The following is a 23,795-nucleotide window of genomic DNA, read 5'->3' as shown; positions in this document are numbered from 1 at the left end:
ACCCCGCCCCGAACAGGACGAGCCCCGCCGCCAGCATCTTCTTGCGCCCGTACCGGTCGGCGGTGCTGCCCGCGGTGAGCAGCAGGCCCGACTGCACGAGGGAGTACGCGCTGATGACCCACTGGATGTCGGCGGTCGACGCGTGCAGCTCCCTGGTCAGGGAGGGGATGGCGACGTTCAGGACGGTGTTGTCGAGCAGGACGGTGAGCTGGGCGAGACAGATGACGCCGAGGATGATCCAGCGTTGGGGGTGGCGCTCGGGGGCGGCCGGTGAGTCGTGCGCGGTGGTGGTGGTCGTCATGGGTCCCCCTGCTGTGTAAGGCACTCTGCTTGCCTATACAGCGTAAGGCCGTAGCTTTACGCCGTACAACTGCATTTCCGGCCTACCGTTTCGCCATGCCGACGCGCACCCGCAACCAGTCAGCACCAGCCGTCCTCGCGGTCCTGCTCGGGATCGCCGCGACCGCCGCGCCGCCCGCCGCGGCCGCCGCCGAGCATCACCGCCCGGTCCCGCTGCGGATCGCCACGTACAACATCCACGCCGGTTCGGGCATGGACGAGGTCTTCGACCTCGACCGCCAGGCCGCGGCGGTACGGGCGCTCCACGCGGACGTGATCGGCCTCCAGGAGGTCGACGTCCACTGGGGCGCGCGCAGCCGGCACCTCGACGTGGCCCGCGAGTTGGCCGAGCGGCTCGGGATGCGGGTGTCGTTCGCGCCGATATACAGCCTCGACCCGGCGTCGGCCGGGCAGCCGCGGCGCGAGTTCGGGGTGGCGGTGCTGTCCCGGCATCCGATCCGCTCGGCGACGAACCACGAGATCACCCGCCTGTCGACGCAGGACCCGAACCCCGTCCCCGCCCCGGCCCCCGGCTTCGGCGAGGTCGCGCTGAAGGTCCGCGGCGTACCGGTCCAGGTCTTCGTGACCCACCTGGACTACCGCGCGGACCCCGCCGTACGGGTGGCGCAGGTCGCGGACACCCGCCGCATCATGGCGGCCGAGCGGCGCTCCGTCCCAGGAGCACGCCAGATCCTGCTCGGCGACTTCAACGCGGTGCCCTCCGCGCCGGAGCTCACGCCCTTGTGGACCGAACTGACGGACGCGGGCCCGTCCGGCCCCGGCACCTACCCGGCGAACGCGCCGACGCGACGGATCGATTACGTGGCGGTGGGAGAGGGCGTACGAGTCCGCACCGCCACGATCCCGAACGAGCCAACGGCATCCGACCACAGGCCCTTGGTCGCGGAAGTGGCACTACGCCGCTGACGGACGCGACGGCGGCCGGTCGTCCGGGTCGCCGAAGACCCACGCCCGCAGGAGCAGGAAGCGCAGCACGGTCGCCGCGAGGTTGGCGGCGACGAGCACGGCGAGTTCGGTGGAGTGCGCGGGCGCGCCGGACGCCGCGTCCAGGGCGGCGAGGGAGCCGCTGGTCAGGGCGAGGCCGATACCGAAGACGACGAGGCCCTGGGCCTGGTGGCGCACGGCCCGGTCGCGGCCGCGGACGCCGAAGGTGAGGCGCCGGTTGGCGGCGGTGTTGGCGACCGCGGAGACGAGCAGCGCGAGCGCGTTGGCGACCTGCGCGCCCGAGAACGTACGGAAGCCGGAGTAGAGCAGCAGATAGAGCAGGGTCGACAGGCCGCCGACGACGCAGAACCCGACGAGCTGGCGCGCGAGCCCCTTGGGCACGCCGGTCAGTTGCCGGTCGCGCGGGTCGTCACCGAAGGGGCGCGCGAGCCGGTCGAGGGGGAGCGAGCCGGTGGCGAGCGCCTTGCCGACCCTCCACACACCCTTCAGGTCCTCGGTCGCCGTCTTGACGATGTGGACCGTGGAGTCCGGGTCGTCGATCCAGTCGACGGGCACCTCGTGGATACGCAGCCCCGCGCGCTCGGCGAGCACCAGCAGCTCCGTGTCGAAGAACCAGCCGGTGTCCTCGACCAGCGGCAGCAGCACCTGCGCCACGTCGCGCCGGATCGCCTTGAACCCGCACTGGGCGTCGGAGAAGCGAGCGTGCAGCGAGCCGCGCAGGATCAGGTTGTAGGCGCGCGAGATGAACTCTCGCTTCGGCCCGCGCACCACCCGTGAGCTGCGGGTGAGCCGCGAGCCGATCGCCAGGTCGGAGTGGCCGGAGATGAGCGGGGCGACGAGCGGGAGCAGCGCGTTCAGGTCGGTGGAGAGGTCCACGTCCATATAGGCGAGGACCGGCGCCTCGGACGCCGACCACACGGTGTGCAGCGCCCGCCCGCGCCCCTTCTGTTCGAGCCGGGAGTAGCGGACCTCGGGCAGGTCCGCGGTGAGCCGGGCCGCTTCCTGGGGCGTGCTGTCGGTGGAGGCGTTGTCCGCGACGGTGATGCGGAAGCGGTACGGGAAGGTGCGCGAGAGGTGGTCGTGGAGTCCGCGGACGCAGGCGCCGAGGTCCTTCTCCTCGTTGTGGACGGGGACGACGACGTCCAGGACGGGGGCGCCGGGAGTGCCGCCGCCGCTGCCCACGGGGAGGTGCTCCCGCGCGGGCAGCGCGCGGAACGTCGCGGCGCCCCCGGCGGTGGGGCCGAGAGCTTCGGAAGAGTCGGTTCGCATGGCACCGACGCTCGCCAACGGCCCTGTCAGCGCTGTGTGCTGAGACTTTGCCCCGCCTGTGAGTAGGACGAGAGGGGCTCGGCCCGGATCTCCGTGTGCGCGGGAAGGTGCACGGTGAACGTGGTCCGGCCGGGCACGCTGTCCACGGTCACGGCGCCCCCGTGCGCGGCGGCGACGGCCTGCACGATGGCGAGCCCGAGCCCCGTGGAACCGGCCTTGCGGGAGCGCGAGGAATCGCCGCGCGCGAACCGTTCGAAGACGTGCGGCAGCAGCTCTGCGGGGATGCCGGGCCCGTCGTCCCGCACGTCGAGACAGACCCAGGGCCCGTGCCGGTGCACGCGCGCGGTGACCGTCGTGCCCGGGGGCGTGTGCGTACGGGCGTTCGCCAGCAGATTGACGAGGACCTGGTGCAGACGGGCCGAGTCGGCAAGCACGGTCGCCGGCTCCTCGGGCAGTTCGAGCCGCCATACGTGGTCCTGCCCCGCGGCACGGGCGTCGCTGAGCGCGTCGACGACGAGCGGCGACACGTCCGTCGGTTCGTACGACAGCGGGCGGCCCGCGTCGAGCCGGGCGAGCAGCAGCAGGTCCTCGACAAGCCCGGTCATCCGGCCGGCCTCGGACTCGATGCGGCCGAGCGCGTGCCGGGTGTCGGGCCCGGTCTCCTCGCGCCCGCGCCGGGTCAGCTCGGCGTACCCGCGGATGGAGGCGAGCGGCGTGCGCAGCTCATGGCCGGCGTCCGCGACGAACTGCCGTACGCGCATCTCGCTCCGCTGCCGCGCCTGGAGCGCGCCGTGCACATGGTCGAGCATCCGGTTGAGCGCGGCACCCACCTGGCCGACCTCGGTGTACGGGTCGGCCTCGGCGTCCGGCACCCGCTCGTGCAGGGCGACCTCGCCGCTGTGCAGGGGGAGTTCGGAGACGCGGGTCGCGGTCGCGGCCACCCGGCGCAGCGGGCGCAGGGCCACGCCGACCATGACGGCCCCGGTGACCCCGGCGGCCAGCAGACCGGCGCCGGTGACGCTGACCTCGATGAGGATGAGGGTGTTGAGGGTGGACTCGACGTCGTCGGCGGGGAGACCGACGAGCAGCCGGCCGTCGCCGGAGGACTGGACGCGGTAGTCGCCGAGGCCGGGCAGGCTGACGCTGTGCGCGTGGCCGTCGCGGGGGACGGTGGCGAGGGCGCCGGACTGGGCGTCGGTGAGGCCGGCGGTGCGGGTGGGCGACTCGCGGTCGGAGGTGGATCGTTTCGCCGAAGTGATCGTTCCGTCGGCGCCGACCAGCGCGCCGACGGTCTTCTCGCCGCCGGGGCCCGGGAGCCCCAGGAACGACAGGTCGCTCACGTGCACTCCCGCGCCGGGCTGCCGGTTCTCACCCGGGCCGCCCCTGGCCATGTGCACGACCTGGTCGACCTTGCCGTCGAGCTGCCCGTACAGATACGTGTGCAGGGCCAGCGTGGTCACCGTGCCGATGACCACGCCGACCAGCGCGATCAGGCCGACCGCCGTGACGACGAGCCGGGTCCGCAGCGAGCGGGTCCGCCTCACGACACCTGGGTCGTGGCCACGGCCGGCTTGATCAGATAACCCGCCCCGCGCCGCGTGTGGATCATCGGCTCGCGCCCGGCGTCGATCTTCCGCCGCAGATAGGAGATGTACAGCTCGACGACGTTGGCCTGCCCGCCGAAGTCGTAGCTCCACACGCGGTCGAGGATCTGCGCCTTGCTGAGCACGCGCCGCGGATTGCGCATGAGGAAGCGCAGCAGTTCGAACTCGGTGGCGGTGAGGTGGATGTGGGTCCCGCCGCGCGACACCTCGTGGCTGTCCTCGTCGAGCATCAGATCCCCGACGACGAGCACCGACTCGCTCCGCCGGTCCGCCGCCCCGGTCCGCCGGATCAGCCCGCGCAGCCGCGCGACGACCTCCTCCAGGCTGAACGGCTTGGTGACGTAGTCGTCGCCGCCGGCGGTGAGCCCGGCGATCCGGTCCTCCACGGCGTCCTTCGCGGTGAGGAAGAGCACCGGCACGTCGGGCAGTTCACGGCGCATCCGCCCGAGCACGCTCAGGCCGTCCATGTCCGGCAGCATCATGTCGAGCACGACGGCGTCGGGCCGGAACTCCCGCGCGCTCCGCACGGCTCCGGCCCCGTCGGCGGCGGCCCGTATCTGCCAGCCTTCGTACCGCAGGGCCATGGACAGCAGCTCGGTGATCGACTGCTCGTCGTCCACGACAAGCACCCGGACGGGGCTACCGTCCGGCCTCAGCAGTTCGGTGCGCCCCTGGGGCGAGGTCGTCGTCATACCGCCACAGTGCGACGCGCCTGTGAGAACACCCTTTTCCGTACCTGTGAAAATCCTGAGAAACGCCCAAGGGCCCCTCGGCCCGGCGTTCAGGGAACGGCCGGGACGCCGAAGAGCCGGGCGCCGTTCGTGTGGCACACGGCCCGCACCCACTCGCTGCCGAGCCCGAGCCCCTCGATGGCCTCCAGCTGATGCACGTACGGATAGGGGAGGTTGGGGAAATCGCTGCCGAGCAGAACCCGACCACCGAGCCCCAGCTCGGCGAGCCGCGCCAGCTCACCCCTCGGGAAGGGCGCCCGCGCCTCACTGAAGTCCGTGAACGCCATGGTCGTGTCGAGCCGCACCTCGGAGTACCGCTCGGCGAGGTCAAGGAACTCGCTGTACTCCGGCATCCCCATGTGGGCGACGACCAGCGGCAGCCGCGGAAACCGCGCGAGCAGCCGGGCGATGGGCCCGGGCCCGGTGAAAGCGCCCGGCGCGGGCCCCGACCCGCAGTGCGCGACGACGGGCACCCCGGCGTCGGAGAGCAGCCCCCACACGGGATCGAGCAACGGGTCGTTGGGGTCGTAGGCGCCGACCTGCACATGCGCCTTGAAGACACGGGCCCCCGCCTCAAGGGCCCGCCGCACATACCCCTCGACGCCCGGCTCGGGGTAGAAGGTGGCGGTGTGCAGACAGTCGGGCGTCCGCGCGGCGAAGTCGGCGGCCCACCCGTTCAGCCACTCGGCCATGTCCGCCTTGTGCGGATAGAGCATCGAGGTGAACGCGACGACCCCGAACCCCCGCAACCGCGCCAGCCGCTTGTCCTCCTCCTCCCGATACGTAATCGGCCACGGCGTCCCCACGAGCGGCCCGACGGCATCGAAATACGCCCACACCTTGTCGAGCACGCGCGCGGGCATGAAGTGGGTGTGCACGTCAACAAGCCCGGAAAGCCCATGCCGCGCCATGAACTCGGCAACGAGCGCGGCCTCGTCCCCTTGGGGGGACGGCATGCACTGCTGCCCGGCCCCCACACTCGAATCCCCACTGCCGTGATCACTCATACGGGTACGGTCACGCAACGAGCGGCGTGCTGTCCATGGTCGGGTGGGGCCGAGGGTGGCCGAGAGGGACTTTGCGGAGGGGGTGGACTGCTGTTTTCGGCCGGGAGGGGCGGATGGACCGGGCGGACGGGGCGGACCCCTGTCCACGGCCGGGAGGAACGGGGCGGGCCGGACGGGCTCCTGTCCACGGCCGGGAGGCACTGGACGGGCCCGGCGGACGGGGCGGGCCCCCTCCCACTACCGGAAGGAGCCGGACGGATGGTGTGGACCCCGCCCACGACCAAACGGACCGGGCGGATCCCTGTCCACGCCGGAAGGCACTGGACGAACCGGGCGGACCGGGCCAACCGCCGGCCACGGCCGGACGGACCGGGCGGACCCGTGACCCACCGCTAGAAGAGCCCACCCTGCACCCCTCGCCCGGCAGGCACCTCCCGCACCTCAAGGCCAACACCACCACCGGCCCCCGCCGGCGCCCCCTCCAACGGCCACCCGGCCAGCACCCGCGTATCGATGACGAGCCGCCGCCCGCCCGGCTCGACGAGATGCAGATCGGGCCCGGCGGCCGCGACCACGGTGCCCGCCACGATGGCCCCCTCGGCCAGCCCGGCAACCACCGCATCGACCCGGTCGACAGCGGCCAGCGCGAACGCCTCGACGTGATCGACGACCTGGCACGGCAGCCGCTCAAGGGCCTCCGGCCACCCGCCCCCGGCCGCTTCGTCCCCGAGCCGGACCGCAACGGCGTGCGCCCGCTCCAGCTCCTCGCTCCACCCCCGCCCCTCCAACAGCCCGGCCCGCACACCGCGCTTGCGCTCGTACGGGATCCGGTCGGGCACCCCGAGCGCGACCCGCAGCAGCTCCTCGGCGCGCCGGGCCGCCATGAGGGGCCCGCGCCCGAGCCAGGTGAAGGCCACCGCCCCTTGCTCCATCAACCGGGCGCTCCCCCTGCGCACCCCGGTGATCCCCACCTTCACGAGCTCGTCCCCGAACCAGGCCAGATACACGTGGTAGGGCCGCGGATCGTCGGCCATGGTGTCGGCGGCCACGGAGTGCGCCCGGTCGATCCCGGCACACGCCCCGCACTGCGCCCGCGTCCCCCGCACCGGCACGTCCTCCCACCCGGGGCACACGGTCCGCCGCCCGCCACGCCAGACCCCGAGACACCGCCGCGCCCCACCGACCCGGAAAGCCACCGGCTCCCCGAACCGCACCCCGCTCTCCCGCTCCCCTTTCTCCCCCGTCCAGCCGAACCCGGGCCGCCCCCCACCCCACCGCATCCCGGTGCACCACCACGTCATGCCCTCAGCATGCCGCGCCCCACTGACAACGGGCCCGCCCCACCACACGCACGAAGAAGCCCCCGGAGGATCTCCAGGGGCTTCTTCACAGTGTGCACTCGGCAGGATTCGAACCTGCAACCTTCTGATCCGTAGCTCTAGAGAGATGGGTCGGAGACGGTCATACAGGTTGTGCCCTGGCCTCAAGGGGGCGCTACGGGGAGGGGCCGGTTGCTGTGGTTGCTGTATCTCGCTGCTGTACAGCAGGATCCGGATGGGGGTGACGGATGTGGAGCGGGACCGACTCGAACGACTGCTGGTCGGTAGCGATGAGGCGTCTATAGCCGCTCTGGTTGCGCTCCGCTGCGGTGGCTCCTACGTGGTCTGGGACGGGGTTACGTCCGCCGAGTCGCTCGCCCTCATCTACGCGCGTCGGCTGCGGCCTACATGTCGTCGGAGCGTCGAGACCACGAACTTGGAACGCGCGGTGAAGCTGCTCGCTCGGCATCAGCAGCTGGTTCGCCTGGGGCAGGTTAAGACTGGCGATAGATCCTGGACGTTCATGTTGTTCCTCACCGACGACGGCAGTCGGCTGATCACGTGCACCGGCGTGTGACGGCCCCATGTGTGAACCTCAGCCGACGAAAGTCAGCCAAGACGGCGAAAGGGCCGACTGGTCAGGCGTGCGTAAGCCTCACTGCGCTCCCGCCGGTCTCAGCCACGCTGTTGGTGACGTCGACCGACGTAGGCTGTAGCGGCCGACGCGTGACCACGGTGCCAAGCCCTCTGCTTGAGAAGCTGCGATCACTAGCGCCTGTTCGGGCGCTGACCTGGGCGAACGGTCGAGGGGCGGCGTCTTCAAGCTTGTCCGCTCTCACCGTGATTCCCCGCTGTTCCCCGCTCGTTCTGGTGCGCTTGTGGTGCGGACCTGTGGCGTTCAGTCGACGCTCAATCGGGTTCGGTTCTACATGAGTGCCCGCCACCCTTAGAGTGGGTGCCCTGTGCAGCGGGCGAGGATGCCATGGCTGCGGTGTCCTGCGTCAGGCGATGTGAGCGCAGCGGTGGCTGCTGTACCGGGACTGTCAGCGCCTGCAGGATTGACGCAGAGCAGCCCTAAACCGTAGGCGCGGCCGCGGCCAATGCCGGACAGCACCGCTCTCTGCAGTGCAGCGGGGTCGGTAACCACGGCTACACCTTCGAAACGTGTTGCCTGAAGGGAGATCGGGTTGCTCATGGCACGTCCGGCAATTACAGGGCGCAATGGATGGTTGCAGACCGCTACCGTTGCGAGCCCAGCCTGACAGGCTTGCCGTTCCCACCAGGCGATCATTTCTTGAGCCTGCAAGGGCACGCGTTTACCGCGTTGTCCTGCCTTTCGAATTGTCTTTGTGGCGTTCGCATCCACGAGAAAGCGCACCCGTTGCCCCTTAATTCCGTCCTCTGACCAAGAGATCCGCTCAACGGCCACTGCGTGGGCGTAATCGGCAGGTAGGGTGTGAATGAGTAGGGACGCAGTGGTCTGGACGCGGAGGACCGCATCACCATGATCTGTATCCAACCGATACAGCAGACGGCCAGCGTGCGGTGACTCGTGCCGCGTAGCCTAGGACACAGGGAGCGGACAGTGTGATGGAGGTAGAGGGCGTCGTTCAAGTCGCGTAGCACTCGGAAGTTGCGAAGGTTGAGGCGCAACACAACCTGCTGAGCGCTGCAAACTAGCTGCTGCCCCTGTTGATGCTCGTTCTCTGCCTTGGCACGGTGCCACAATTCGTGGAAGCGGTTGGAGACCGCGTCTAGCGTCTGCTCCTGTAAGTCGCCCACACGGCTCTGAGTGAAAGCTCGTAGGGCAAGACACCCTGCCACCGCCATGAACTGGTCGTACTGTGGCAACCGAGCCCGAGCAAACAGGTTGTGCACCGTTGAACGCCCCAGGCCAGCTGCACGGGACAACGCGCGGGCAGACGGAAACCCTGCGTGCCGGTGCAACTCGTGCAGCGCCTCGTTTAGGTCACGCATCCGCCCTGGTGGCAGATCTGCTCGTTTGATTTCGCCAGCACGGCCCATGGTTTCTCCCCCTATGCGTCAGACTCGTCCCCGCGTTGAGCCGCAAGTTCTGCTTGTGTCGCCGGCCGTCTCTGTGGCTGCGCACGTCTCGTCCGGTCGCGCTGCCAGGATCTTCTTACGCGTCGCGCCCCCCACAGGACGAATGCCGCAATAATGCTGGCCGCTGCGTTCTCCATGATGTTCACGGAGACACCTTCACCCAGCTCTCCCTAGCCGTGGACAGTGGTGGACACTGACGCAGTGTGCAGTCTGTGCGCGTCTGCGATGTCGTTGAGACACGAGGCAACCTCACCTAGGCTCGCAGCATGGTCCTCCAGACAAGAACACTGCCCCGGCTGCTGACCCGGACTTGTAGTTAGCAACGAGGATCAAATCAGCACTCTGTGCTGGGAAGCTCACTTCATTGAGCGGGTTGGGCGTTTGGCGTGCGGGCGAGCGGCATGGCGGACCTCGCTTCTGACGGCCTGTTACTCGCCGTTCCCCATAGCTCCCGCCCGACCTGGCACGGGCTCAGATGGAACGCTAGGTGGTCCACCGCATGGCCCTCGCGGAGCGCGCGAGTTCAGCCCTCCGGGCTTAGGCATGGTTGTACCGGTGTCGCAGATGGAACGTGGTGACCCGGGAGCGTTACCTCGGACCCCTGTCACTGACGGTCGCCGTTTCTCACCGCCAAGCGCTTCCGAACGGCCCAGGGACGGGCTCAAGATCCGTGGCCTCCGCATGGCCTGACCAGGTGGGAACTGGACCAAAGACTGGGCACGCTATGGTCGCAGAATCATTGACTACAGCGGCCTGCTGCTGGCACTTGCGCCCACCTACCCCGAACGCGCCCCAACGTTAGCGTCCCGTGGCAAGACACAGTCCGAGGGATTCGTTCCCCTCAGTCTGGTCCAGCAGTTCCCCAGACGGTCTTCCCAGGGAACGCTAATATGTCGCTCCATGGCGACACCAGAAGAGATTGAAGCCCTCCTGAATCGGCCCGAGGGCGTCGACCTTGAGTTTAAACCCGCCAGAGTGCAACCCCGCGTACTGAGTCGAATCATCGCAGCCTTCGCGAACACTCGTGGCGGCACAGTCATTGTCGGAATTGATCAACGTAAGCCACTCGATCAAGGTGGCCTCGTCGGCGTCGATCCCGAGCATTTTAAGCGAACCATCCGAGCTGCCGGCAGCCACCTGAGTCCACTGCCTGACTTTCAGACCTTCTTCGTTCCAATTCAAGGCAAACAACTTGGTGTCGTCCAGGTGAAGGCTTCACCTAGAAATACCCCAGTATTTCATGACGGTGAGGTGGCGGTGCGACTGGGGACGGGGATTACGACCGTGCCATTCAGTGGAGTGGTGGTGGGAGCACCCGAGCAGGGCGCTTCGACCTTCTCCTCCGATTTCTCGACGGAGTCGGCAGGGCGTCGCAAGTTCAGCCGTCGACGAAGACTCGCATATGTCACAATCGCAAGCTTTGTGATCCCCTCGACCATCTTCCTGATTCGTATTTACCAAGGGAAAGAGCCGTCCGCGCTCGTTCCCGGCGCCATCATCATTGGGATATCCATCTTCTTGTCTGGGTTCGCCGTAGAATTTACAACCGCGGGGTCCGGCGGCGAAGAAGTATCCCGCACAAGGGAGCGCGTACGGCAGGCGGAAGTCGATTTAGAAGAAGGCCTACGGACTCGGGATGCTGTCGAGGCGCAAGATGAGGAACAAGCGCGATTGACACTATCGGACCTATGGACGGTCACTCACCGCCGGTTGGACCACTATCACGGAATCGCTCTAGGACAAGCAGAGAAGTCGTTTCGCAACGCGCAAGCCGCCATGGTGATTGGCTTTCTCCTGCTCATTGGATTCGCGGTGACGGGTTTCTTTGTAGGTACAACGGCTGGTGCTATCGTAGCGGGATCTCTTGGTACTGTGTCCGCCGCCCTCTCGGGCTATGTGAGCAGGACATTCGTAAAGTCTCAGGAAACCGCCGCTGGTCATCTTCGCGCCTACTTTGATCAACCACTGGAATTTTCTCGTTACCTGGCTGCCGAACGACTGATTACCGACGCTCGCCTGGAGTCGGACCAGCGTGCACAGATCCTCAGCTCTCTAGTGCAAACGATGATTGTTGGCCCGACCGCGCCTGGCCAGACCCAGAATGCGGCGCAGAGCGAATAGGACCGCTCGACCTCGCACCTCGCGCGTGCATCCACCCGCGCATCCACTCACCTCAACTCCTATCCCGTCCGCCGTCGACCCACACACTGTGGAGCGGGCGTGGTTCAGGGCGGCAAGGTGGAGCGCGCCACTGTACGAACGACCTTGCCGCCCTGGGCCGCGTCTGCTCGGCTCTGCCTGGGTCGGCGGTGGACGGGATAGGAGCCCACCACGCTCACCACGATGTGCCCGCAGGCGGCAACGGCGCCCCCTCCCACCCGGTGCCGGCTGATCCCCGCCGGAGGCATGTCCTTGACCGCAGGGCGCGTTGCTTCGGGCCCTGTCGATGCGTGGGCGGATGTTTAACTTGAGCGGAGTCCGCAGCTCGCTGCAGGCGAAGCCGGGGTGCGGTGCGGTTGTGGCGGTGTGTTGTTCAGCCACAACTGATCATAGGCGGCCGTGACCTGCGGCCGTCTACTGGATTACCGCTCTGAACTGTGGTGCAGCCGTCGCCAGTTGTCAGCGCTGGTCACCAATGAGCGCCCTTCCACGGCCCCAGGACGGCCCGGGAGGGCGCTCAATCATGATCGATCGCTTGGACTCAATCCGCGAACACACTCGTCGAGGTGTGCCAGGCAATGCGCAGCTGTCGCCTAATTTTCCGCATGCCTCGCTTGTCGCGGACTATGATCTACCAGCCATACCTAGACCAGCGCCAAGAGGGGCAAATACGGTGAGAAGAGAATTCACTGCCAATGCGCTAATTCCTCATGGGCATCACCAAAACTGGGATCTAATCGAAGAAATTATCCGGGAGTTGGAACGGCTCACTGACCAATGGCAGGGTGCAGAGACCGAGATTACCATCAAAGGTAAGCGGGACCTCTATGGTAGTTACGGAACCCTGATCGACGCGAAGGTGGGCTTGGGGGATGATCACCGCGATGTCACCGAGGTGGATATCTCGCGTATTGAGCGCGATGGCGATGAATCCGACATGTATGCGTCGGTAACGCTCTCGAAGAACCAAAAGGATACGTCTTGGGTTTTCGCCTCTGGTCCCGTGAAGCGTGATTGTGAAGGGCTAGTGCGAACCCTTCAGAACTTCATTCTCCAGGCAATTAACTTCCCTGATTTTGTGAGGATGCATTCTGGCGGTGGGGATGGTATTGAGTCACGCCTGCAACACCTCCATTCGGCTGTGAAGTCGGGTGCGCTGGCGCGTCTGGCTAGTGGTCATGGCGACGAAGCGGTTGAGGAAGCTTGCAAGAGTGTGGGGGCTCGCCTCCGTCGGCTTAGTGGCCTCGATGATGATGGAGCCTCGCTGGTAACAAACGCCTTGGGAGGGCGTCGGTTGATTCAAATCAACGACGGTGTATCTAAGACGGATGCGAGCGAACAAGAGGGCTATATGCACCTGGGTGTGGCCCTATTCCGGGCTGCTCGAAATCCTCGCGCGCACAGGCCGTCAGACCCGAACTTCAATACAGACGAAGTGATCGAGTGGCTTTCTGTTGCTAGCGCTCTTCATAGAGCTTTGGATCGAGCTAAGGGTTTGCCGCCCACTAGGTAGAGCGCGTCTAACGTAAGGTCGGCGGAGCGGCTTTGGGCTGGAGCTGTTTTGGGGCGAGTGATCATGGCCCGTTAAGCTGATGGCGAGTCGGGCAGTCTGTGGACCTGCCCGTTGAGGCACGACGTTGGGCCATGATCTTAGAGGCTCGCCCCAAAGTGGCTGCCTAAAGCCGTGGAGCCGACCGCCCCAGCCACAGAGGGTGTTTCCTGACCTCGCCCGCATGCACGCAGCGCGCCGCCGGGCGCGGCCAGCCGGGGCGCAGACAGGAGGCAGGCCGCGCCGCAGAGGCGGCGCGCGCCCGCGCCGTGCGCGGGCCTTGAACCAGTAGAGAAAGTTGTAACTCAGTCTGGCCACTGGGTCTTGAAGTCGTATGCGCAGGTCGGGAGTTCGGCAACCTGTCTGTGAGCGAGGGGCAGGAAGAGGACCGGGCGTATCGTCCAGGTGATCCGGGTGCCTGCGTGGGTCACCGAGACCGTGCACGGCTCCACGCGTAGGAGGGTCCGGCGGGTCTGGATGCGTCCCTCGTACAGCCATCCCCAGGCTTCTTCGGAGGCGTCGGCGTCGAGTGTCGGTGAGATGGTGCGCAGTGCGATCGCTACCCACCTGTCGGCCTGGGGTGCCGAGTAGGCGTCGAAGGATGCTCGCAGCCTCGGGGGTGTTCCCTCGGTGTCGGTGAGGTCTTGGGTCCAGCACTCGCACCAGAAGCCGGGCCGTGGCCGTGGTTGGTCGGTTAGCACGAGCGGGCTTCGGGGTGCAGGCCGACGATGAGTTCCGCCATGACGGTGTGGCCCCGATCGCTGTCGTGGACTACGACCCGGTGTGCGAGGACGCTGACCATTCCCAGGCCCCGGCCGTGTTCCGCCTCTTGGTCCAGATGCTCGACCTTCGGGGCTGATCCGGCGCCTCCGTCGTCCGTCACTGACAGCGCGACCATGTGCGGCGTCAGCGCGACGGAGAGATGGAAGTTGCCGCCCGGGAGGCGACCGCTGGCCGTGTGCAGGATCGCGTTCGCGCTCAGCTCGCTCACGATCAGCTCGGCGTCGTCCACCAGGGGCGAGCCCTGGAGGATGTCCCGCGTCCAGCGTCGGGCCCGGCTCACCTCTTCGGGGAAACCTGGGCAAGTGAGGCCCCAGACCCGCAATGTGCTCGTATACTCGTGCATACAAGTTCCTTCGTGCTGGTAGGCCGCCATGTGCAGCGGGTTCGAGCTAGACGAGTTTGACGCCGTCGTGGGCGCGGATGGCCGGCGGGCACGGTGCGTCGAGTGCGTCCAGGACGCGGATCGCGTATGCCTCGTCGGCGAGTTCGGTGACTTCTTCGCGGGTGGCCCAGCGCAGTGCGCGGGTCTCGTCTCCCGTAGTGGGGGTGCCGTCGGCGGCCTCGCAGCGGAAGACCATAGAGACGATCAAGCCGGTCATGTTCTTGTAGATGCCGGTGAGGGTCGCGGGGAGTGCGATCTTGATGCCGGTTTCTTCAAGGACTTCGCGTTGCAGGGCCTCGGGGATGGTTTCCTCAGCTTCGAGGACGCCGCCCGGCGGCTCCCAGTGGCCATTGTCCCGGCGCTTGATCAAGAGGGCGCGGCCCTGTTCGTCGACGATGACTCCAGCAACGCTCACGGAGTGCGGACGGTCAGTACTCAAGGTCCTCGGCCCTCTCGAATAGCTAGGCTCTCCACCGTAGCAACAACACTCGCCCACTCGTCTAGATACCTAAAGGAGTGCACGTGACGTCCCTTCCTGGCCTGCTCGGTGCCATTGACCCCACGAGTGATCGCGCGGTCTTCCGGCAGATCGCTGACCAGCTACGCGAGTCCATCGACCGCGGGCGATTCAAGGAAGGCGAGAAGCTGCCCTCCGAGGCGGAACTCGTCGAGCACTACGGCGTCTCCCGGATGACCGTTCGGAACTCCTTCTCCGTTCTCCAAGGGGAGGGCCTGGTCCACGCCGAACACGGCAAGGGCGTCTTCGTGCGACCACGGCCGCCAGTGCGGCGTCTCGCCTCTGACCGGTTCGCCCGGCGCCATCGCGATCAGGGGAAGTCCGCGTTCATCGTCGAGGCCGACGCGGCGGGCAGCCACCCCCAGGTCGACAGCCTGGAGGTCAAGGAGGAGAAGGCCAGTCAGGACATCTCCACCCGGCTTGGCTCGGTGCGGCGGGTGCTCGCTCGTCGGCGGCGGTATCTGCTCGATGGCCGGCCGGTCGAGTTCGCCACCTCCTACCTCCCGCTCGACATCGCACGCGGTACGCAGATCGCCGAACCCAACCCCGGCCCCGGCGGCATCTACGCCCGCCTCGAGGAGCTGGGCCACCACCTCGACCACTTCGAGGAGGAGATCCGGGCCCGGATGCCCGCGCCGTCCGAGGTGAAGACGCTCCGGCTGGCCTCCGGCGTGCCCGTGATCCACCTGGTCCGCACCGCGTTCGACACCGAAGGGCGGGCTGTCGAGGTCTGCGACACGGTCATGGCGGCAGACGCCTACGTGCTGTCGTACCAGCTCCCGGCTACGTGATCGCGTGAACGGGACGGCGCTGACGCTAGGCGATGGCGTTATCCGGGTCTTCCGTACCGGAAGGCTCGAACATGGAACCGATGTTGTTCCACATGAACTCCTCCCGCCACTCCGCTTTACCAGCCATCCAACCGAGCAGCGCTCGGAGCACCTTCTCCTGGGAGACGGTCTGCGTTTGGTAGTGCTCGGAGGCAATCCCGTCCCGGTACTCCAGTAGGTACGTGTTGTTCTCCCGCAAGAGGACCTGGATGTACCAGTCCCCGGTGAGGTCCTCGTCCTGACGCTCGATGACCATGTGCTCAAGGTGGCGACCCAAGTTCGCGAGCATCGTTCCTATCGCGGGCTTCGAAGGGCGCTTCACCTTGTGTCCCCGAGCGTTCGTCGCACTCAACATGACCGGATCCTGCCTGAAGGGTCTGACAGTCGGGCTCCTCTAGTGGTCAGGTGCGGTCGCTCCAACGAACTCGTACACGCCGACAGGCATACTCGTATAGACGAGTGGGCAAGTTGTGTGGCAAGGTGGTCGCCGTTCCCGGAGATCGGGTTCGAAGGCTGCATCTTGTATAGACGAGTAGATGGGAAGAACCTTGCGAACCATCCGTGTGGAGACCTCGGCCGCGACGATCCTGCTCACCGAGGCGCCCGAGCCCAAGGTCCGCGACCGTCAGACCGGCGAGATCGCCAAGGACGCCAACAGCGGTGAGGCCCTGATGACGATCGGCGTCGTCTACATCGAGGAAGGGGAGTCGTCCCTGATCAAGGTGACCGTTCCGGAGAGCGGCGTGAGCGACGGGCTGACGCTCGGGGCGCCGGTCTCGCTGCCGGGGCTCGTCGCCCGGCCGTGGGAAAGCGTGTTCAACGGGCAGCAGCGGCACGGCATCGCCTACCGCTGCGCCGCCGTCACTCCGGCCGCCTTCCCGGCCGCCATGGGGGCGTCGGCCTGATGTCCGACCTGACAACGCTTCTGGAGGTGGGTGGTCCTGTCGCCGCACTCGGCGGCGGGGCTGCCTACGCCCGAGCCAAGAACCCTGGCCTCTACTGGTCCACGGTCGGTCTGCCGATGTCGACGGCCCGCCTGCTCGGCTCGTACGGCTCGGTCATGGAGTCCTGCGGGCTGGCCGTGGCGCCGTCGCGGTTACGGGTGCTGGCGGTCAAGGCCACTACTCGGGGCGAGGTCCGGCCCGTTCCGCCGCGCCGCGGACTGATCCGACCCACCACGACCGGGCTTCGGCTTCGTCTGCGGCTCGCGCCCGGCCAGGAACCCGCCGACGTGGCCGCCTCCGCCGAACGGCTGCGACATGCCTGGGGCGTTCACGGCGTCTACGTGACCCCGGTCAAGCCGGGCGTGGTCGACCTGCGGCTCGTCGGGTACGACGTACTGCGCAAGGTCCGCATGCCGCGCAAGGCCGTGGGCGGCCTCCTGCAAGTGCCCGTAGCGCTGCGGGAGGATGCGACCCCCTTCGTGCGCGACTACCGGGCCGTGCCACACGGGCTCACCCTCGGCGCCACCCTGTCCGGCAAGTCCATGTACCTGCGGCACCTCATCGCCGGACTCGCGCGGCAGCCGGTCGCCCTCGTCGGCATCGACTGCAAGCGCGGGGTGGAGCTGGCGCCCTTCGCCTCCCGGCTGTCGGCGCTCGCCACCGACCCCGACCAAGCCGCCGAGCTGCTGCCCGTACTCATCCGGGAGATGGAGGACCGGTACGACCTGATCAAGGCTCGGCAGGGGATAGCCCCGAGCACGCCGGATGAGGTGATCACCTCCGACATCTGGGGCCTGCCCGAGCACGAACGCCCCGTGCCGATCGTGCTGGTCGTCGATGAGGTCGCGGAACTCTTCCTCGTCGCCACCAAGAAGGAGGAGGAGCGACGGGACGAGATGGTCACCCAGCTCATCCGCCTCGCCCAGCTCGGCCGCGCCGCCGGGATTTACCTGGAGGTCTGCGGGCAGCGCTTCGGTGCCGAACTCGGCAAGGGCGCCACCATGCTTCGGGCCCAGTTGAGCGGGCGCGTCTGCCACCGCGTGAACGACGAAGCCTCCGCCAAGATGGCGCTTGGCGACATCGCGCCGGAAGCCGTCTCCGCCGCCTGCACCATCCCGGCCGAGCGGCCCGGTCTGGCCGTTGCCGGGGACACCTCGGGGGGCTGGTCCCGCATCCGTACGCCGTACCTCTCGCTCGCCGATGCCGCCGCGACCTGCCGCGCGTCGGCCCGCCTGGTCCCCGACCTGCCCGCGCTGAAGCCGTTCCGGTCGTCTGTGCCCGTACCGGCGCCGGTCAAGTCCCCGGTATCGACGGTGCGACCGCGCCCGGCAACTAGCTGACCCACACCTCCCGCACTCCGGTCGGCGTGACCGCCTCGCGCCACGTCCCTACCCCTCCAATGCCTGAACCCGGAAGGAGCCGCAGCATGCGCGCCCAACTGGCCCGTGTCGACGCGGTGCTCGTCCAGGCCGTCATCGCGGCCGCCCTGTCCTTCGCCCACCTGCACGACGTCGCCTCGGCGGCCGGACAGGACGGGTGGAAAGCGTGGGCCTACCCGGTCTCGGTCGACCTGCTGCTCGTCGCCGCCTGGCGCCGCCTGCGGACTGGCGACAGCAAAGTCGCGGGCTGGTGCTGGTTCGTCATCGCGCTCGCCGCCTCCCTCGGCGCGAATGTCGCCACCGCCGGACTGCTCGACATGACCGACGTACCGGCCTGGCTCCGCATCCTGGTCGCGGGCTGGCCGGCGGTCGCCTTCCTCGGTGGGACGCTCCTCGCCCACTCGACGCCGTCCCCGCGCGAAGAGATCGGCGCCACCGAGAACCAGAGCGAGACGACCGAGGACATCGAGCGCCAGGACGACGCCGCGCCCGAGCTTGCCCCGGAACTCCCGCCGACACCGCTCCCCGTTCCTCCGCCCGTCGTCCCCGTCCCGGCCGCCCTGGTCGAGCACGCCCGCAAGGTCGCCGCCGAACACCACACCTGGACCGGAACGGTCATCGACACCTCGACGCTCCGCGCCCGGCTGGGTGTCCCCGCGCCGATGGCTGAGGCCATCTCCGCCCAACTCGCCTGAGAAGGAGGCTCCACCAATGCCACACCTCGACCGCAACACGGCCGCCGACTACTACGACGCCGCCCGCGAGATGGCCGCCACCGGCCGCCCGACGCTGGCGCGACTCCTCGCCGAAGAGGCCGCCGCCCGCACCGCCGACCTCGACCAGGCCGCCGAAATCCTGCGCGACTTCTCCGGCTTCAGCCTTCGCCGGGAGGGCTGAGGCATGACTCCTCTGAAGCGCTTCCGCAACGTCACCCGTATCGGCCCCGTCCAGGTCGGCACGGCCTACGACAACCGGGGCCGCGAGAAGCACACCGCCGCCTGCACCGCCCCGCGCTGCGGCTTCTCCGCCGACTACGACAGCCGCGCCGCCGCCGAGCTGGCCGCCCGCACCCACCGCTGCCCCGTCCGCTGAAAGGACCGATCACCGTGACCGTCAGCCTGCCGCTCGTCTTCGTCCTCGGCTGCTTCGCCTGGGGAGCGGTCAAGTTCCTCGGCGTCCGCACATGGATCGTCGTCGTGATCGCCCTGTTCGGCTTCTGGCTCTCGCACACGTTCATGGCCCCGGCCATCGAGTCCGGTACGCGCACCGGCGTGGACATCGTCAACGGCTCACATAACTAGACGAGTAGGTAAGGAGAGTTCGCCGTGTTCCTGCCCAAGTACCCCGACACCCCGACACCGCCGCCCGCCCACACGCACGCGCCCAGCGACCCGGCTCCCGCCCGGCGGCCGGTTCCGCAGATCTCCGTCAGTACCGGCGCGGTCGTGACCGTCCTCGTCGGTGGCGTCGTGCTCACCGCGCTCCTGGCCGCCGTTGCCGTCTCGGCCATCTCCGTGGCCGTCGCCGCCGTGGTCCTGCGCTCGATGCTCCGCGACCAGCGCCACCGCTGACCCACACGGACTCAGTCCATACGCAGACCCCCGGGGCGGCCTTGATACCGCCAAGCATCCGCCGCCCCGGGAGCCCTGTCCCTCCTGACCGAAGCCAGAAGGAGAAACCATCATTACCCGCGCCACCCCGCCCCCGCTGCCCGAACTGGGACAACTGGCCGCCTCCGGCACCATGCCCGCGCTCCTGCGCCAGCTCTCCGGCCTCGGCGGCTGCACACACCCCATCCGCCTCGACGGCCACCGCACCGAGCACGCCGTCGACACCCGTACCGGCGAGATCGGCAACGTCCTCCACCGCCTCGACTCCAACGACCTCCCCGCCGGTCACCTCCTGGTCCGCTGCAACAACCGCCGCACCACCCGCTGCCCGGCCTGCGCCGAGGTCTACCGCCGCGACACCTTCCACCTGATCACCTCCGGCCTGCGCGGCGGCAAGGGCGTCCCCGAACGCGTCGCCGCCCACCCCCGCGTCTTCGCCACCTTCACCGCCCCCGGCTTCGGCCCCGTCCACAACCGCCCCACCGGACCCGCCCGAACCGTCCGCCCCTGCCGCTGCGGCCTCCTCCACGACCAGGACGACCCCGCCCTCGGCACACCCCTCGACCCCGACACCTACGACTACGAGGCCGCCGTCCTCTGGAACGCACACGCGGGCCTGCTCTGGCGCCGCTTCTCCATCTACCTCCGCCGCGAGGTCGCCAAGCGCGCCGGCCTCACCCAACGCGCCCTCCGCGACTACGCCCGCGTCTCCTTCGCCAAGGTCGCCGAGTACCAGAAACGCGGCGCCGTCCACTTCCACGCCGTCATCCGCATCGACGGCCCCGACGGTAGCGACACCCCACCGCCCGCCTGGGCAACCGCCGAGCTGCTGACCGATGCCATCCGCGTCGCCGCGACCGCCGCCCGCGTAGACGGCCCGGTCATCGACGACCGCGCGCACGCCTTCACCTTCGGCCGCCAACTCGACGTACGCACCATCCGATCCGCCGACTTCGACGGCGGCCAGGAACTCACCGAACGGGCCGTCGCCGCCTACATCGCCAAGTACGCCACCAAGGGCGCCGAAACCGCGACCGGCGCCCTCGACCGCCCCCTCAAGTTCCTCGCCGAACTCGCCCAGCTCGACATCAGCGACCACGCCCGCCGCATGGTCCGCACCGCCTGGACGCTCGGTGCACGAAAAGAACTCGTAGACCTCCGCCTTCGCGCCTGGGCCCACATGCTCGGCTTCCGCGGCCACTTCTCCACCAAGAGCCGCCGCTACTCCGTCACCCTCGGCGCCCTCCGCGCCGCCCGAGCCGAATGGCGCCGCGCCCAGGCCGCTATCTCCGACGACCAGGCCGCCCCGGACACGACCCTCGTCCTCGCCCACTGGGTCTACGCCGGAACCGGGCTCACCGACACCGAGTCCTGGCTCGCCGAAACCCTCGAACCCGCCCTCGGCACAGAAGGAGAACCGACCACATGACCACGGCGACCATCACGCAGAAGTGGCACACGGTGGCGGAAGTCGCGGCGATGCTCGGCTTCGGCCTGTCCAAGACCAAGATGCTCGTGCTGACCGGGGAGATCCGCTCGGTCAAGGTCGGCCGCAACCGCCGCATCCTCCCGGAATGGGTGGACGAGTACGTGCAGCAGGTCGTGTCCCAGACCGGGGAGGCCGCGTGACCGGCAAGCGCGGCAACGGTGAGGGCTCGATCTACCCGTACAAGAACGGGTACGCGGCATACGTCTGGGTGACCAAGCCGGACGGCAAGAGGGCCCGAAAGTACGCCTACGGCAAGACCCGCGAAGAGGTACACGAGAAGTGGCTCAGCCTTCATTCGGAGGCCAAGCGGGGCCCCGTAGCCACACGTCACCGGACAGTGGCGGCGTTCCTCGCCTACTGGCTCGACTCGGTGGTCAAGCCGAATCTGGCGCCCCTGTCGTACGTCTCGTACGAGGGTTCCGTCCGGCTCTACATCGCTCCCCACCTCGGCGCGAAGCGACTCGACCGGCTGACGGTCCGGGACGTCCGCGAGTGGTTGACCAAGCTGGCCGGTATCTGCCAGTGCTGCGCTCAGGGCAAGGACGCGAGGCGTGAGCCCTCCCGTCAGAAGTGCTGCGCGATCGCGGAGTGCTGCGAGGCGTACCCGTCCCGCCGCGTGATCCAGGCGGCCCGCGACGCACTGCGAGCTGCTCTCACGCACGCGGTCGCAGAGGAGGAGATCAGCAAGAACGTCGCCTCGCTGGTGAAGGTGCCCAAGCCTCGGCGTCGCCGGATCAAGCCGTGGTCCGTCGCGGAGGCGGGCCAGTTCCTCACCGACGCCGCCGCGCGGGATGACCACCTCTTCGCGGCCTGGGTCCTGGTGCTCTGCCTCGGCCTGCGTCGCGGTGAGGTCCTGGGCCTGACGTGGAAGTCCGTCGACTTCGAGCGGGGTGAGCTGTACGTGGATCACCAGATTCAGCGGGCCGGACGACAGATCCTGCACCGGGAAACCAAGACCGAGGAATCCGACGATTTCCTTCCCCTGCCGGCGCTCTGCCTCAAGGCGCTCCGGATGCGTCGCGCTCAGCAGACCGGGGACCGGAAGGCTGCCGGGGAGCTCTGGCAGAACAGTCATGACCTGGTCTTCACGACGAGGTACGGCACGCCGATCGAGCCGGGCAACATGACCCGCATGTTCGCCCTTCGGGCTCGACGGGCCGGGCTCCGGGTCATCCCTCTGCGGAACACCCGGCACACGTGCAGCTCGCTCCTGGTGGCGCTGAAGGTGCACCCGAAAGTGGCACAGCGCATCCTTCGGCACTCGCAGATCGCCATGACGATGGAGGTCTACGCCGAAGCGAGCGAGGAAGAGGTGCGGGCCGCGATCGGCAAGCTGTCGGACGCGATGGGCGGTACCGGTTGACCCGGTTGCTGTACTTCGCTGCTGTACGCCCCTGAAACGCAAGAGGCCCCGGATCTCTCCGGGGCCTCTCATCTGTGTGCACTCGGCAGGATTCGAACCTGCAACCTTCTGATCCGTAGTCAGATGCTCTATCCGTTAAGCTACGAGTGCTTGTTTTTCAGTTTTTGTCTCCGGCCCCTTGCCTTTCGGCTCGTTCCCGGCGACAGGAAGAACATTACATGACTGCCGCCGCCATGTGAAATCCGTTGGCCACACCCCTTGTGACCTGCGGAAACGTGGCGCCGACCGAGAGCGGGGCCCGGGGGGGCCGGGTCGTGGACGGCCAGGAAACGCCGAAGCCCCGGTCCGTGTGGACCGGGGCTTCGATCTTGGGGCGGAGGCGGAGGGATTTGAACCCTCGATGGGATTTAAGTCCCAAACCGCATTAGCAGTGCGGCGCCATAGACCGGACTAGGCGACGCCTCCAGCACAACCGCTCCGCGCTTGCGCGAATCGGTGCGTGCAGATGATGACACAGCTAAGCGCCGCGTCACCAATCGCCCCCCACGGTACTAGGCGGGCAGGCCGGAGAGCAAAGCCCTGGCGCGGGGCGCAACGTCGTCGTGGGTGCACGCGTTAGGCACGGCATGTTGATGCGACGTTTCTCCTCCCGGTTCGCCAGCCGACCCGCCAGCCAGCCCGCCTCCCGCTCCGCCTCCCGAGCCTCCGCCCTTCCCGCTCCCACCCCTCGCGCCTCGCGCCTCGCCCCCCGTCTCCTCCTGACCGCCGTCGCCTCGGTCGCGGCCCTCGCCGCCGTGCCGGTCGCCGCGCACGCCGACACCGGGCCGACCCGGGTGCCGCCGTCCCCGTTCGGCTCGCTCGACGGGCCCGGGGACCCGGACGCGTTCGGCGGGTTCGACGGACTCGACGGGCTCGACGGGTTCGGGGGCTTCGGCGGCGGGCTCCGGCCCGTCGACGGCCACGGCGGCCGGGGCGCGGACCGCCTCACCGTCTCCGTCACCGACTCCGGCACCAACAGCGACGGCGCGCACGAACTGCGGTGCGGCCCCGACGGCGGCACGCACCCCGACCCGGCCGCCGCCTGCGACCGGCTGGAGGAGATCACGCGCGACGGACAGGACCCGTTCGCGCCGGTGCCGAAGGGGGCGAACTGCACGATGCAGTACGGCGGCGACGCCACCGCGCACATCACCGGGACCTGGCACGGCCGGCCCGTCGACGCCACGTACAAGCTGACCAACGGCTGCGAGATCTCCCGGTGGAACCGGATGATCCCGGTGCTGCCCGCGACCGCCTCGTGACCCTGGGTCAGGCGGTCACACCATGCCGACCCGGCGTGCACGGGGTTCGCACAACCTCCACTCCTCCGCGTGGGCTCCCTCTCATCCGGCGCCGCGACGGCAACCGGTGCCCGTAGACTCCCTCCCGTGACACGTTGCGGGCCGCGAGGCAAGATGGCCCGCACGGTCGGCAAGTCGCGGTGAATCAGG

General features: G+C 68.4%; 27 protein-coding genes and 2 tRNA genes. 16 read left to right on the top strand and 13 right to left on the bottom strand.

What is annotated here, in order from left to right; genetic code table 11:
• Positions 1–301, bottom strand: a 301-nt coding sequence (locus ABZ877_RS25030) for an MFS transporter (protein ID WP_361074869.1), incomplete at its 3' end; no start/stop codon positions are given.
• Positions 302–396: 95 nt separating this feature from the next.
• Here ABZ877_RS25030 and ABZ877_RS25025 point away from each other — a divergent pair.
• Complete coding sequence (locus ABZ877_RS25025; RefSeq protein ID WP_361074868.1) at positions 397–1,266, top strand: endonuclease/exonuclease/phosphatase family protein; 870 nt, start codon at positions 397–399, stop codon at positions 1,264–1,266.
• On the opposite strand, the gene ABZ877_RS25020 is transcribed toward ABZ877_RS25025, so the two are convergent.
• The 5 genes from ABZ877_RS25020 to ABZ877_RS25000 all read right to left on the bottom strand — a co-directional run bounded on the left by ABZ877_RS25020 (position 1,255) and on the right by ABZ877_RS25000 (position 7,217).
• A complete protein-coding gene (locus ABZ877_RS25020; protein ID WP_361074866.1) occupies positions 1,255–2,574 on the bottom strand; it encodes a bifunctional glycosyltransferase family 2/GtrA family protein in 1,320 nt (439 codons plus the stop codon). The two genes, ABZ877_RS25025 and ABZ877_RS25020, sit on opposite strands and share 12 nt — an antisense overlap.
• A gap of 26 nt (positions 2,575–2,600) precedes the next feature.
• Entirely contained in the window at positions 2,601–4,118 is a 1,518-nt protein-coding gene (locus ABZ877_RS25015; RefSeq protein WP_361074865.1) for a HAMP domain-containing sensor histidine kinase, read from the bottom strand.
• Positions 4,115–4,870, bottom strand: a complete 756-nt coding sequence (locus ABZ877_RS25010) for a response regulator transcription factor (RefSeq protein ID WP_361074863.1) — start codon at positions 4,868–4,870, stop codon at positions 4,115–4,117. Before ABZ877_RS25010 ends, ABZ877_RS25015 begins: the two co-directional genes overlap by 4 nt.
• An 89-nt stretch (positions 4,871–4,959) precedes the next feature.
• Positions 4,960–5,865, bottom strand: coding sequence for an amidohydrolase family protein (locus ABZ877_RS25005; RefSeq protein WP_361074861.1), 906 nt, complete (start codon positions 5,863–5,865; stop codon positions 4,960–4,962).
• Between the two features lie 443 nt (positions 5,866–6,308).
• A complete protein-coding gene (locus tag ABZ877_RS25000; protein WP_361074859.1) occupies positions 6,309–7,217 on the bottom strand; it encodes a DUF2797 domain-containing protein in 909 nt (302 codons plus the stop codon).
• A gap of 253 nt (positions 7,218–7,470) precedes the next feature.
• Here ABZ877_RS25000 and ABZ877_RS24995 point away from each other — a divergent pair, with 253 nt between their 5' ends.
• Positions 7,471–7,812 carry a hypothetical protein gene (locus ABZ877_RS24995; RefSeq protein WP_361074857.1) on the top strand — a complete coding sequence of 114 codons (342 nt, stop codon included), beginning with the start codon at positions 7,471–7,473 and terminating at the stop codon, positions 7,810–7,812.
• A gap of 369 nt (positions 7,813–8,181) precedes the next feature.
• On the opposite strand, the gene cas6e is transcribed toward ABZ877_RS24995, so the two are convergent.
• Positions 8,182–8,766, bottom strand: coding sequence for a type I-E CRISPR-associated protein Cas6/Cse3/CasE (cas6e, locus tag ABZ877_RS24990; protein WP_361074879.1), 585 nt, complete (start codon positions 8,764–8,766; stop codon positions 8,182–8,184).
• A 1,433-nt stretch (positions 8,767–10,199) separates the two neighbouring features.
• Here cas6e and ABZ877_RS24985 point away from each other — a divergent pair.
• Positions 10,200–11,420 (top strand): ATP-binding protein, encoded by a 1,221-nt coding sequence (locus ABZ877_RS24985; protein ID WP_361074855.1) that lies wholly within the window; start codon positions 10,200–10,202, stop codon positions 11,418–11,420.
• A gap of 712 nt (positions 11,421–12,132) precedes the next feature.
• Positions 12,133–12,972, top strand: a complete 840-nt coding sequence (locus ABZ877_RS24980; protein ID WP_361074853.1) for a TIGR02391 family protein — start codon at positions 12,133–12,135, stop codon at positions 12,970–12,972.
• A gap of 341 nt (positions 12,973–13,313) precedes the next feature.
• On the opposite strand, the gene ABZ877_RS24975 is transcribed toward ABZ877_RS24980, so the two are convergent.
• Genes ABZ877_RS24975 through ABZ877_RS24965 form a run of 3 tightly spaced genes read right to left on the bottom strand, consistent with a single transcriptional unit; the run spans position 13,314 to position 14,588 of the window.
• Positions 13,314–13,709 (bottom strand): hypothetical protein, encoded by a 396-nt coding sequence (locus ABZ877_RS24975; RefSeq protein ID WP_361074851.1) that lies wholly within the window; start codon positions 13,707–13,709, stop codon positions 13,314–13,316.
• The gene (locus ABZ877_RS24970; protein ID WP_361074849.1) at positions 13,703–14,134 is read right to left on the bottom strand and encodes an ATP-binding protein; all 432 of its coding nucleotides are present in this window, start codon (positions 14,132–14,134) and stop codon (positions 13,703–13,705) included. The genes ABZ877_RS24975 and ABZ877_RS24970 overlap by 7 nt, the downstream gene beginning before the upstream one ends.
• A 46-nt stretch (positions 14,135–14,180) precedes the next feature.
• Complete coding sequence (locus tag ABZ877_RS24965; protein ID WP_361074847.1) at positions 14,181–14,588, bottom strand: NUDIX hydrolase; 408 nt, start codon at positions 14,586–14,588, stop codon at positions 14,181–14,183.
• 107 nt (positions 14,589–14,695) lie between these two features.
• On the opposite strand from ABZ877_RS24965, the gene ABZ877_RS24960 reads away from it, so the two are divergent.
• Complete coding sequence (locus ABZ877_RS24960; protein WP_361074845.1) at positions 14,696–15,481, top strand: GntR family transcriptional regulator; 786 nt, start codon at positions 14,696–14,698, stop codon at positions 15,479–15,481.
• A gap of 25 nt (positions 15,482–15,506) precedes the next feature.
• On the opposite strand, the gene ABZ877_RS24955 is transcribed toward ABZ877_RS24960, so the two are convergent.
• The gene (locus ABZ877_RS24955; protein WP_361074843.1) at positions 15,507–15,776 is read right to left on the bottom strand and encodes a hypothetical protein; all 270 of its coding nucleotides are present in this window, start codon (positions 15,774–15,776) and stop codon (positions 15,507–15,509) included.
• Positions 15,777–16,068: 292 nt separating this feature from the next.
• On the opposite strand from ABZ877_RS24955, the gene ABZ877_RS24950 reads away from it, so the two are divergent.
• From ABZ877_RS24950 to ABZ877_RS24905, 10 genes are all read left to right on the top strand, one after another.
• Positions 16,069–16,425, top strand: coding sequence for a hypothetical protein (locus ABZ877_RS24950; RefSeq protein ID WP_361074841.1), 357 nt, complete (start codon positions 16,069–16,071; stop codon positions 16,423–16,425).
• Positions 16,425–17,804 (top strand): FtsK/SpoIIIE domain-containing protein, encoded by a 1,380-nt coding sequence (locus ABZ877_RS24945; protein WP_361074839.1) that lies wholly within the window; start codon positions 16,425–16,427, stop codon positions 17,802–17,804. The genes ABZ877_RS24950 and ABZ877_RS24945 overlap by 1 nt, the downstream gene beginning before the upstream one ends.
• An 86-nt stretch (positions 17,805–17,890) precedes the next feature.
• A complete protein-coding gene (locus tag ABZ877_RS24940) occupies positions 17,891–18,538 on the top strand; it encodes a DUF2637 domain-containing protein (RefSeq protein WP_361074837.1) in 648 nt (215 codons plus the stop codon).
• 16 nt (positions 18,539–18,554) lie between these two features.
• Positions 18,555–18,740, top strand: a complete 186-nt coding sequence (locus tag ABZ877_RS24935) for a hypothetical protein (RefSeq protein ID WP_361074835.1) — start codon at positions 18,555–18,557, stop codon at positions 18,738–18,740.
• 3 nt (positions 18,741–18,743) lie between these two features.
• On the top strand, positions 18,744–18,935 hold the full coding sequence (locus ABZ877_RS24930) for a mobile element transfer protein (protein WP_361074833.1): 192 nt from the start codon (positions 18,744–18,746) through the stop codon (positions 18,933–18,935).
• Between the two features lie 14 nt (positions 18,936–18,949).
• Positions 18,950–19,144 (top strand): hypothetical protein, encoded by a 195-nt coding sequence (locus ABZ877_RS24925; protein ID WP_361074831.1) that lies wholly within the window; start codon positions 18,950–18,952, stop codon positions 19,142–19,144.
• 24 nt (positions 19,145–19,168) lie between these two features.
• A complete protein-coding gene (locus ABZ877_RS24920) occupies positions 19,169–19,414 on the top strand; it encodes a SpdD protein (protein WP_361074829.1) in 246 nt (81 codons plus the stop codon).
• Positions 19,415–19,586: 172 nt separating this feature from the next.
• Positions 19,587–20,882: a replication initiator gene (locus tag ABZ877_RS24915; RefSeq protein WP_361074827.1), complete on the top strand. Its 1,296-nt coding sequence runs from the start codon at positions 19,587–19,589 to the stop codon at positions 20,880–20,882.
• Complete coding sequence (locus ABZ877_RS24910; protein ID WP_361074825.1) at positions 20,879–21,082, top strand: excisionase family DNA-binding protein; 204 nt, start codon at positions 20,879–20,881, stop codon at positions 21,080–21,082. Before ABZ877_RS24915 ends, ABZ877_RS24910 begins: the two co-directional genes overlap by 4 nt.
• Entirely contained in the window at positions 21,028–22,305 is a 1,278-nt protein-coding gene (locus ABZ877_RS24905) for a site-specific integrase (RefSeq protein ID WP_361074823.1), read from the top strand. The genes ABZ877_RS24910 and ABZ877_RS24905 overlap by 55 nt, the downstream gene beginning before the upstream one ends.
• A 77-nt stretch (positions 22,306–22,382) precedes the next feature.
• Here ABZ877_RS24905 and ABZ877_RS24900 read toward each other — a convergent pair.
• Together ABZ877_RS24900 and ABZ877_RS24895 are read right to left on the bottom strand one after the other, a co-directional pair.
• Positions 22,383–22,455: transfer RNA gene (locus ABZ877_RS24900), tRNA-Arg, on the bottom strand.
• A gap of 224 nt (positions 22,456–22,679) precedes the next feature.
• Positions 22,680–22,770, bottom strand: a tRNA-Ser gene (locus ABZ877_RS24895).
• Between the two features lie 161 nt (positions 22,771–22,931).
• Here ABZ877_RS24895 and ABZ877_RS24890 point away from each other — a divergent pair.
• Positions 22,932–23,606 carry an SSI family serine proteinase inhibitor gene (locus ABZ877_RS24890; protein WP_361074822.1) on the top strand — a complete coding sequence of 225 codons (675 nt, stop codon included), beginning with the start codon at positions 22,932–22,934 and terminating at the stop codon, positions 23,604–23,606.
• The last annotated feature ends 189 nt before the right edge of the window (positions 23,607–23,795 follow it).

This window comes from Streptomyces sp. NPDC046939, from assembly GCF_040644575.1.
Taxonomy (GTDB): Bacteria; Actinomycetota; Actinomycetes; order Streptomycetales; family Streptomycetaceae; genus Streptomyces.
The sequence above is the reverse complement of the archived record's forward strand: the minus strand, read 5'-3'. Positions and strand labels throughout refer to the sequence as shown.

Bases quoted from the DNA above. Each gene is read 5' to 3' on its own strand.
- ABZ877_RS25025 (WP_361074868.1), top strand. From the start codon at position 397: ATGCCGACGCGCACCCGCAACCAGTCAGCACCAGCCGTCCTCGCGGTC.
- ABZ877_RS25020 (WP_361074866.1), bottom strand. From the start codon at position 2,574: ATGCGAACCGACTCTTCCGAAGCTCTCGGCCCCACCGCCGGGGGCGCC.
- ABZ877_RS25010 (WP_361074863.1), bottom strand. From the start codon at position 4,870: ATGACGACGACCTCGCCCCAGGGGCGCACCGAACTGCTGAGGCCGGAC.
- ABZ877_RS25005 (WP_361074861.1), bottom strand. From the start codon at position 5,865: ATGCCGTCCCCCCAAGGGGACGAGGCCGCGCTCGTTGCCGAGTTCATG.
- ABZ877_RS25000 (WP_361074859.1), bottom strand. From the start codon at position 7,217: ATGACGTGGTGGTGCACCGGGATGCGGTGGGGTGGGGGGCGGCCCGGG.
- ABZ877_RS24995 (WP_361074857.1), top strand. From the start codon at position 7,471: ATGGGGGTGACGGATGTGGAGCGGGACCGACTCGAACGACTGCTGGTC.
- ABZ877_RS24985 (WP_361074855.1), top strand. From the start codon at position 10,200: ATGGCGACACCAGAAGAGATTGAAGCCCTCCTGAATCGGCCCGAGGGC.
- ABZ877_RS24970 (WP_361074849.1), bottom strand. From the start codon at position 14,134: ATGCACGAGTATACGAGCACATTGCGGGTCTGGGGCCTCACTTGCCCA.
- ABZ877_RS24955 (WP_361074843.1), bottom strand. From the start codon at position 15,776: ATGGTCATCGAGCGTCAGGACGAGGACCTCACCGGGGACTGGTACATC.
- ABZ877_RS24945 (WP_361074839.1), top strand. From the start codon at position 16,425: ATGTCCGACCTGACAACGCTTCTGGAGGTGGGTGGTCCTGTCGCCGCA.
- ABZ877_RS24940 (WP_361074837.1), top strand. From the start codon at position 17,891: ATGCGCGCCCAACTGGCCCGTGTCGACGCGGTGCTCGTCCAGGCCGTC.
- ABZ877_RS24935 (WP_361074835.1), top strand. From the start codon at position 18,555: ATGCCACACCTCGACCGCAACACGGCCGCCGACTACTACGACGCCGCC.
- ABZ877_RS24930 (WP_361074833.1), top strand. From the start codon at position 18,744: ATGACTCCTCTGAAGCGCTTCCGCAACGTCACCCGTATCGGCCCCGTC.
- ABZ877_RS24915 (WP_361074827.1), top strand. From the start codon at position 19,587: ATGCCCGCGCTCCTGCGCCAGCTCTCCGGCCTCGGCGGCTGCACACAC.
- ABZ877_RS24910 (WP_361074825.1), top strand. From the start codon at position 20,879: ATGACCACGGCGACCATCACGCAGAAGTGGCACACGGTGGCGGAAGTC.
- ABZ877_RS24905 (WP_361074823.1), top strand. From the start codon at position 21,028: ATGGGTGGACGAGTACGTGCAGCAGGTCGTGTCCCAGACCGGGGAGGC.
- ABZ877_RS24890 (WP_361074822.1), top strand. From the start codon at position 22,932: ATGTTGATGCGACGTTTCTCCTCCCGGTTCGCCAGCCGACCCGCCAGC.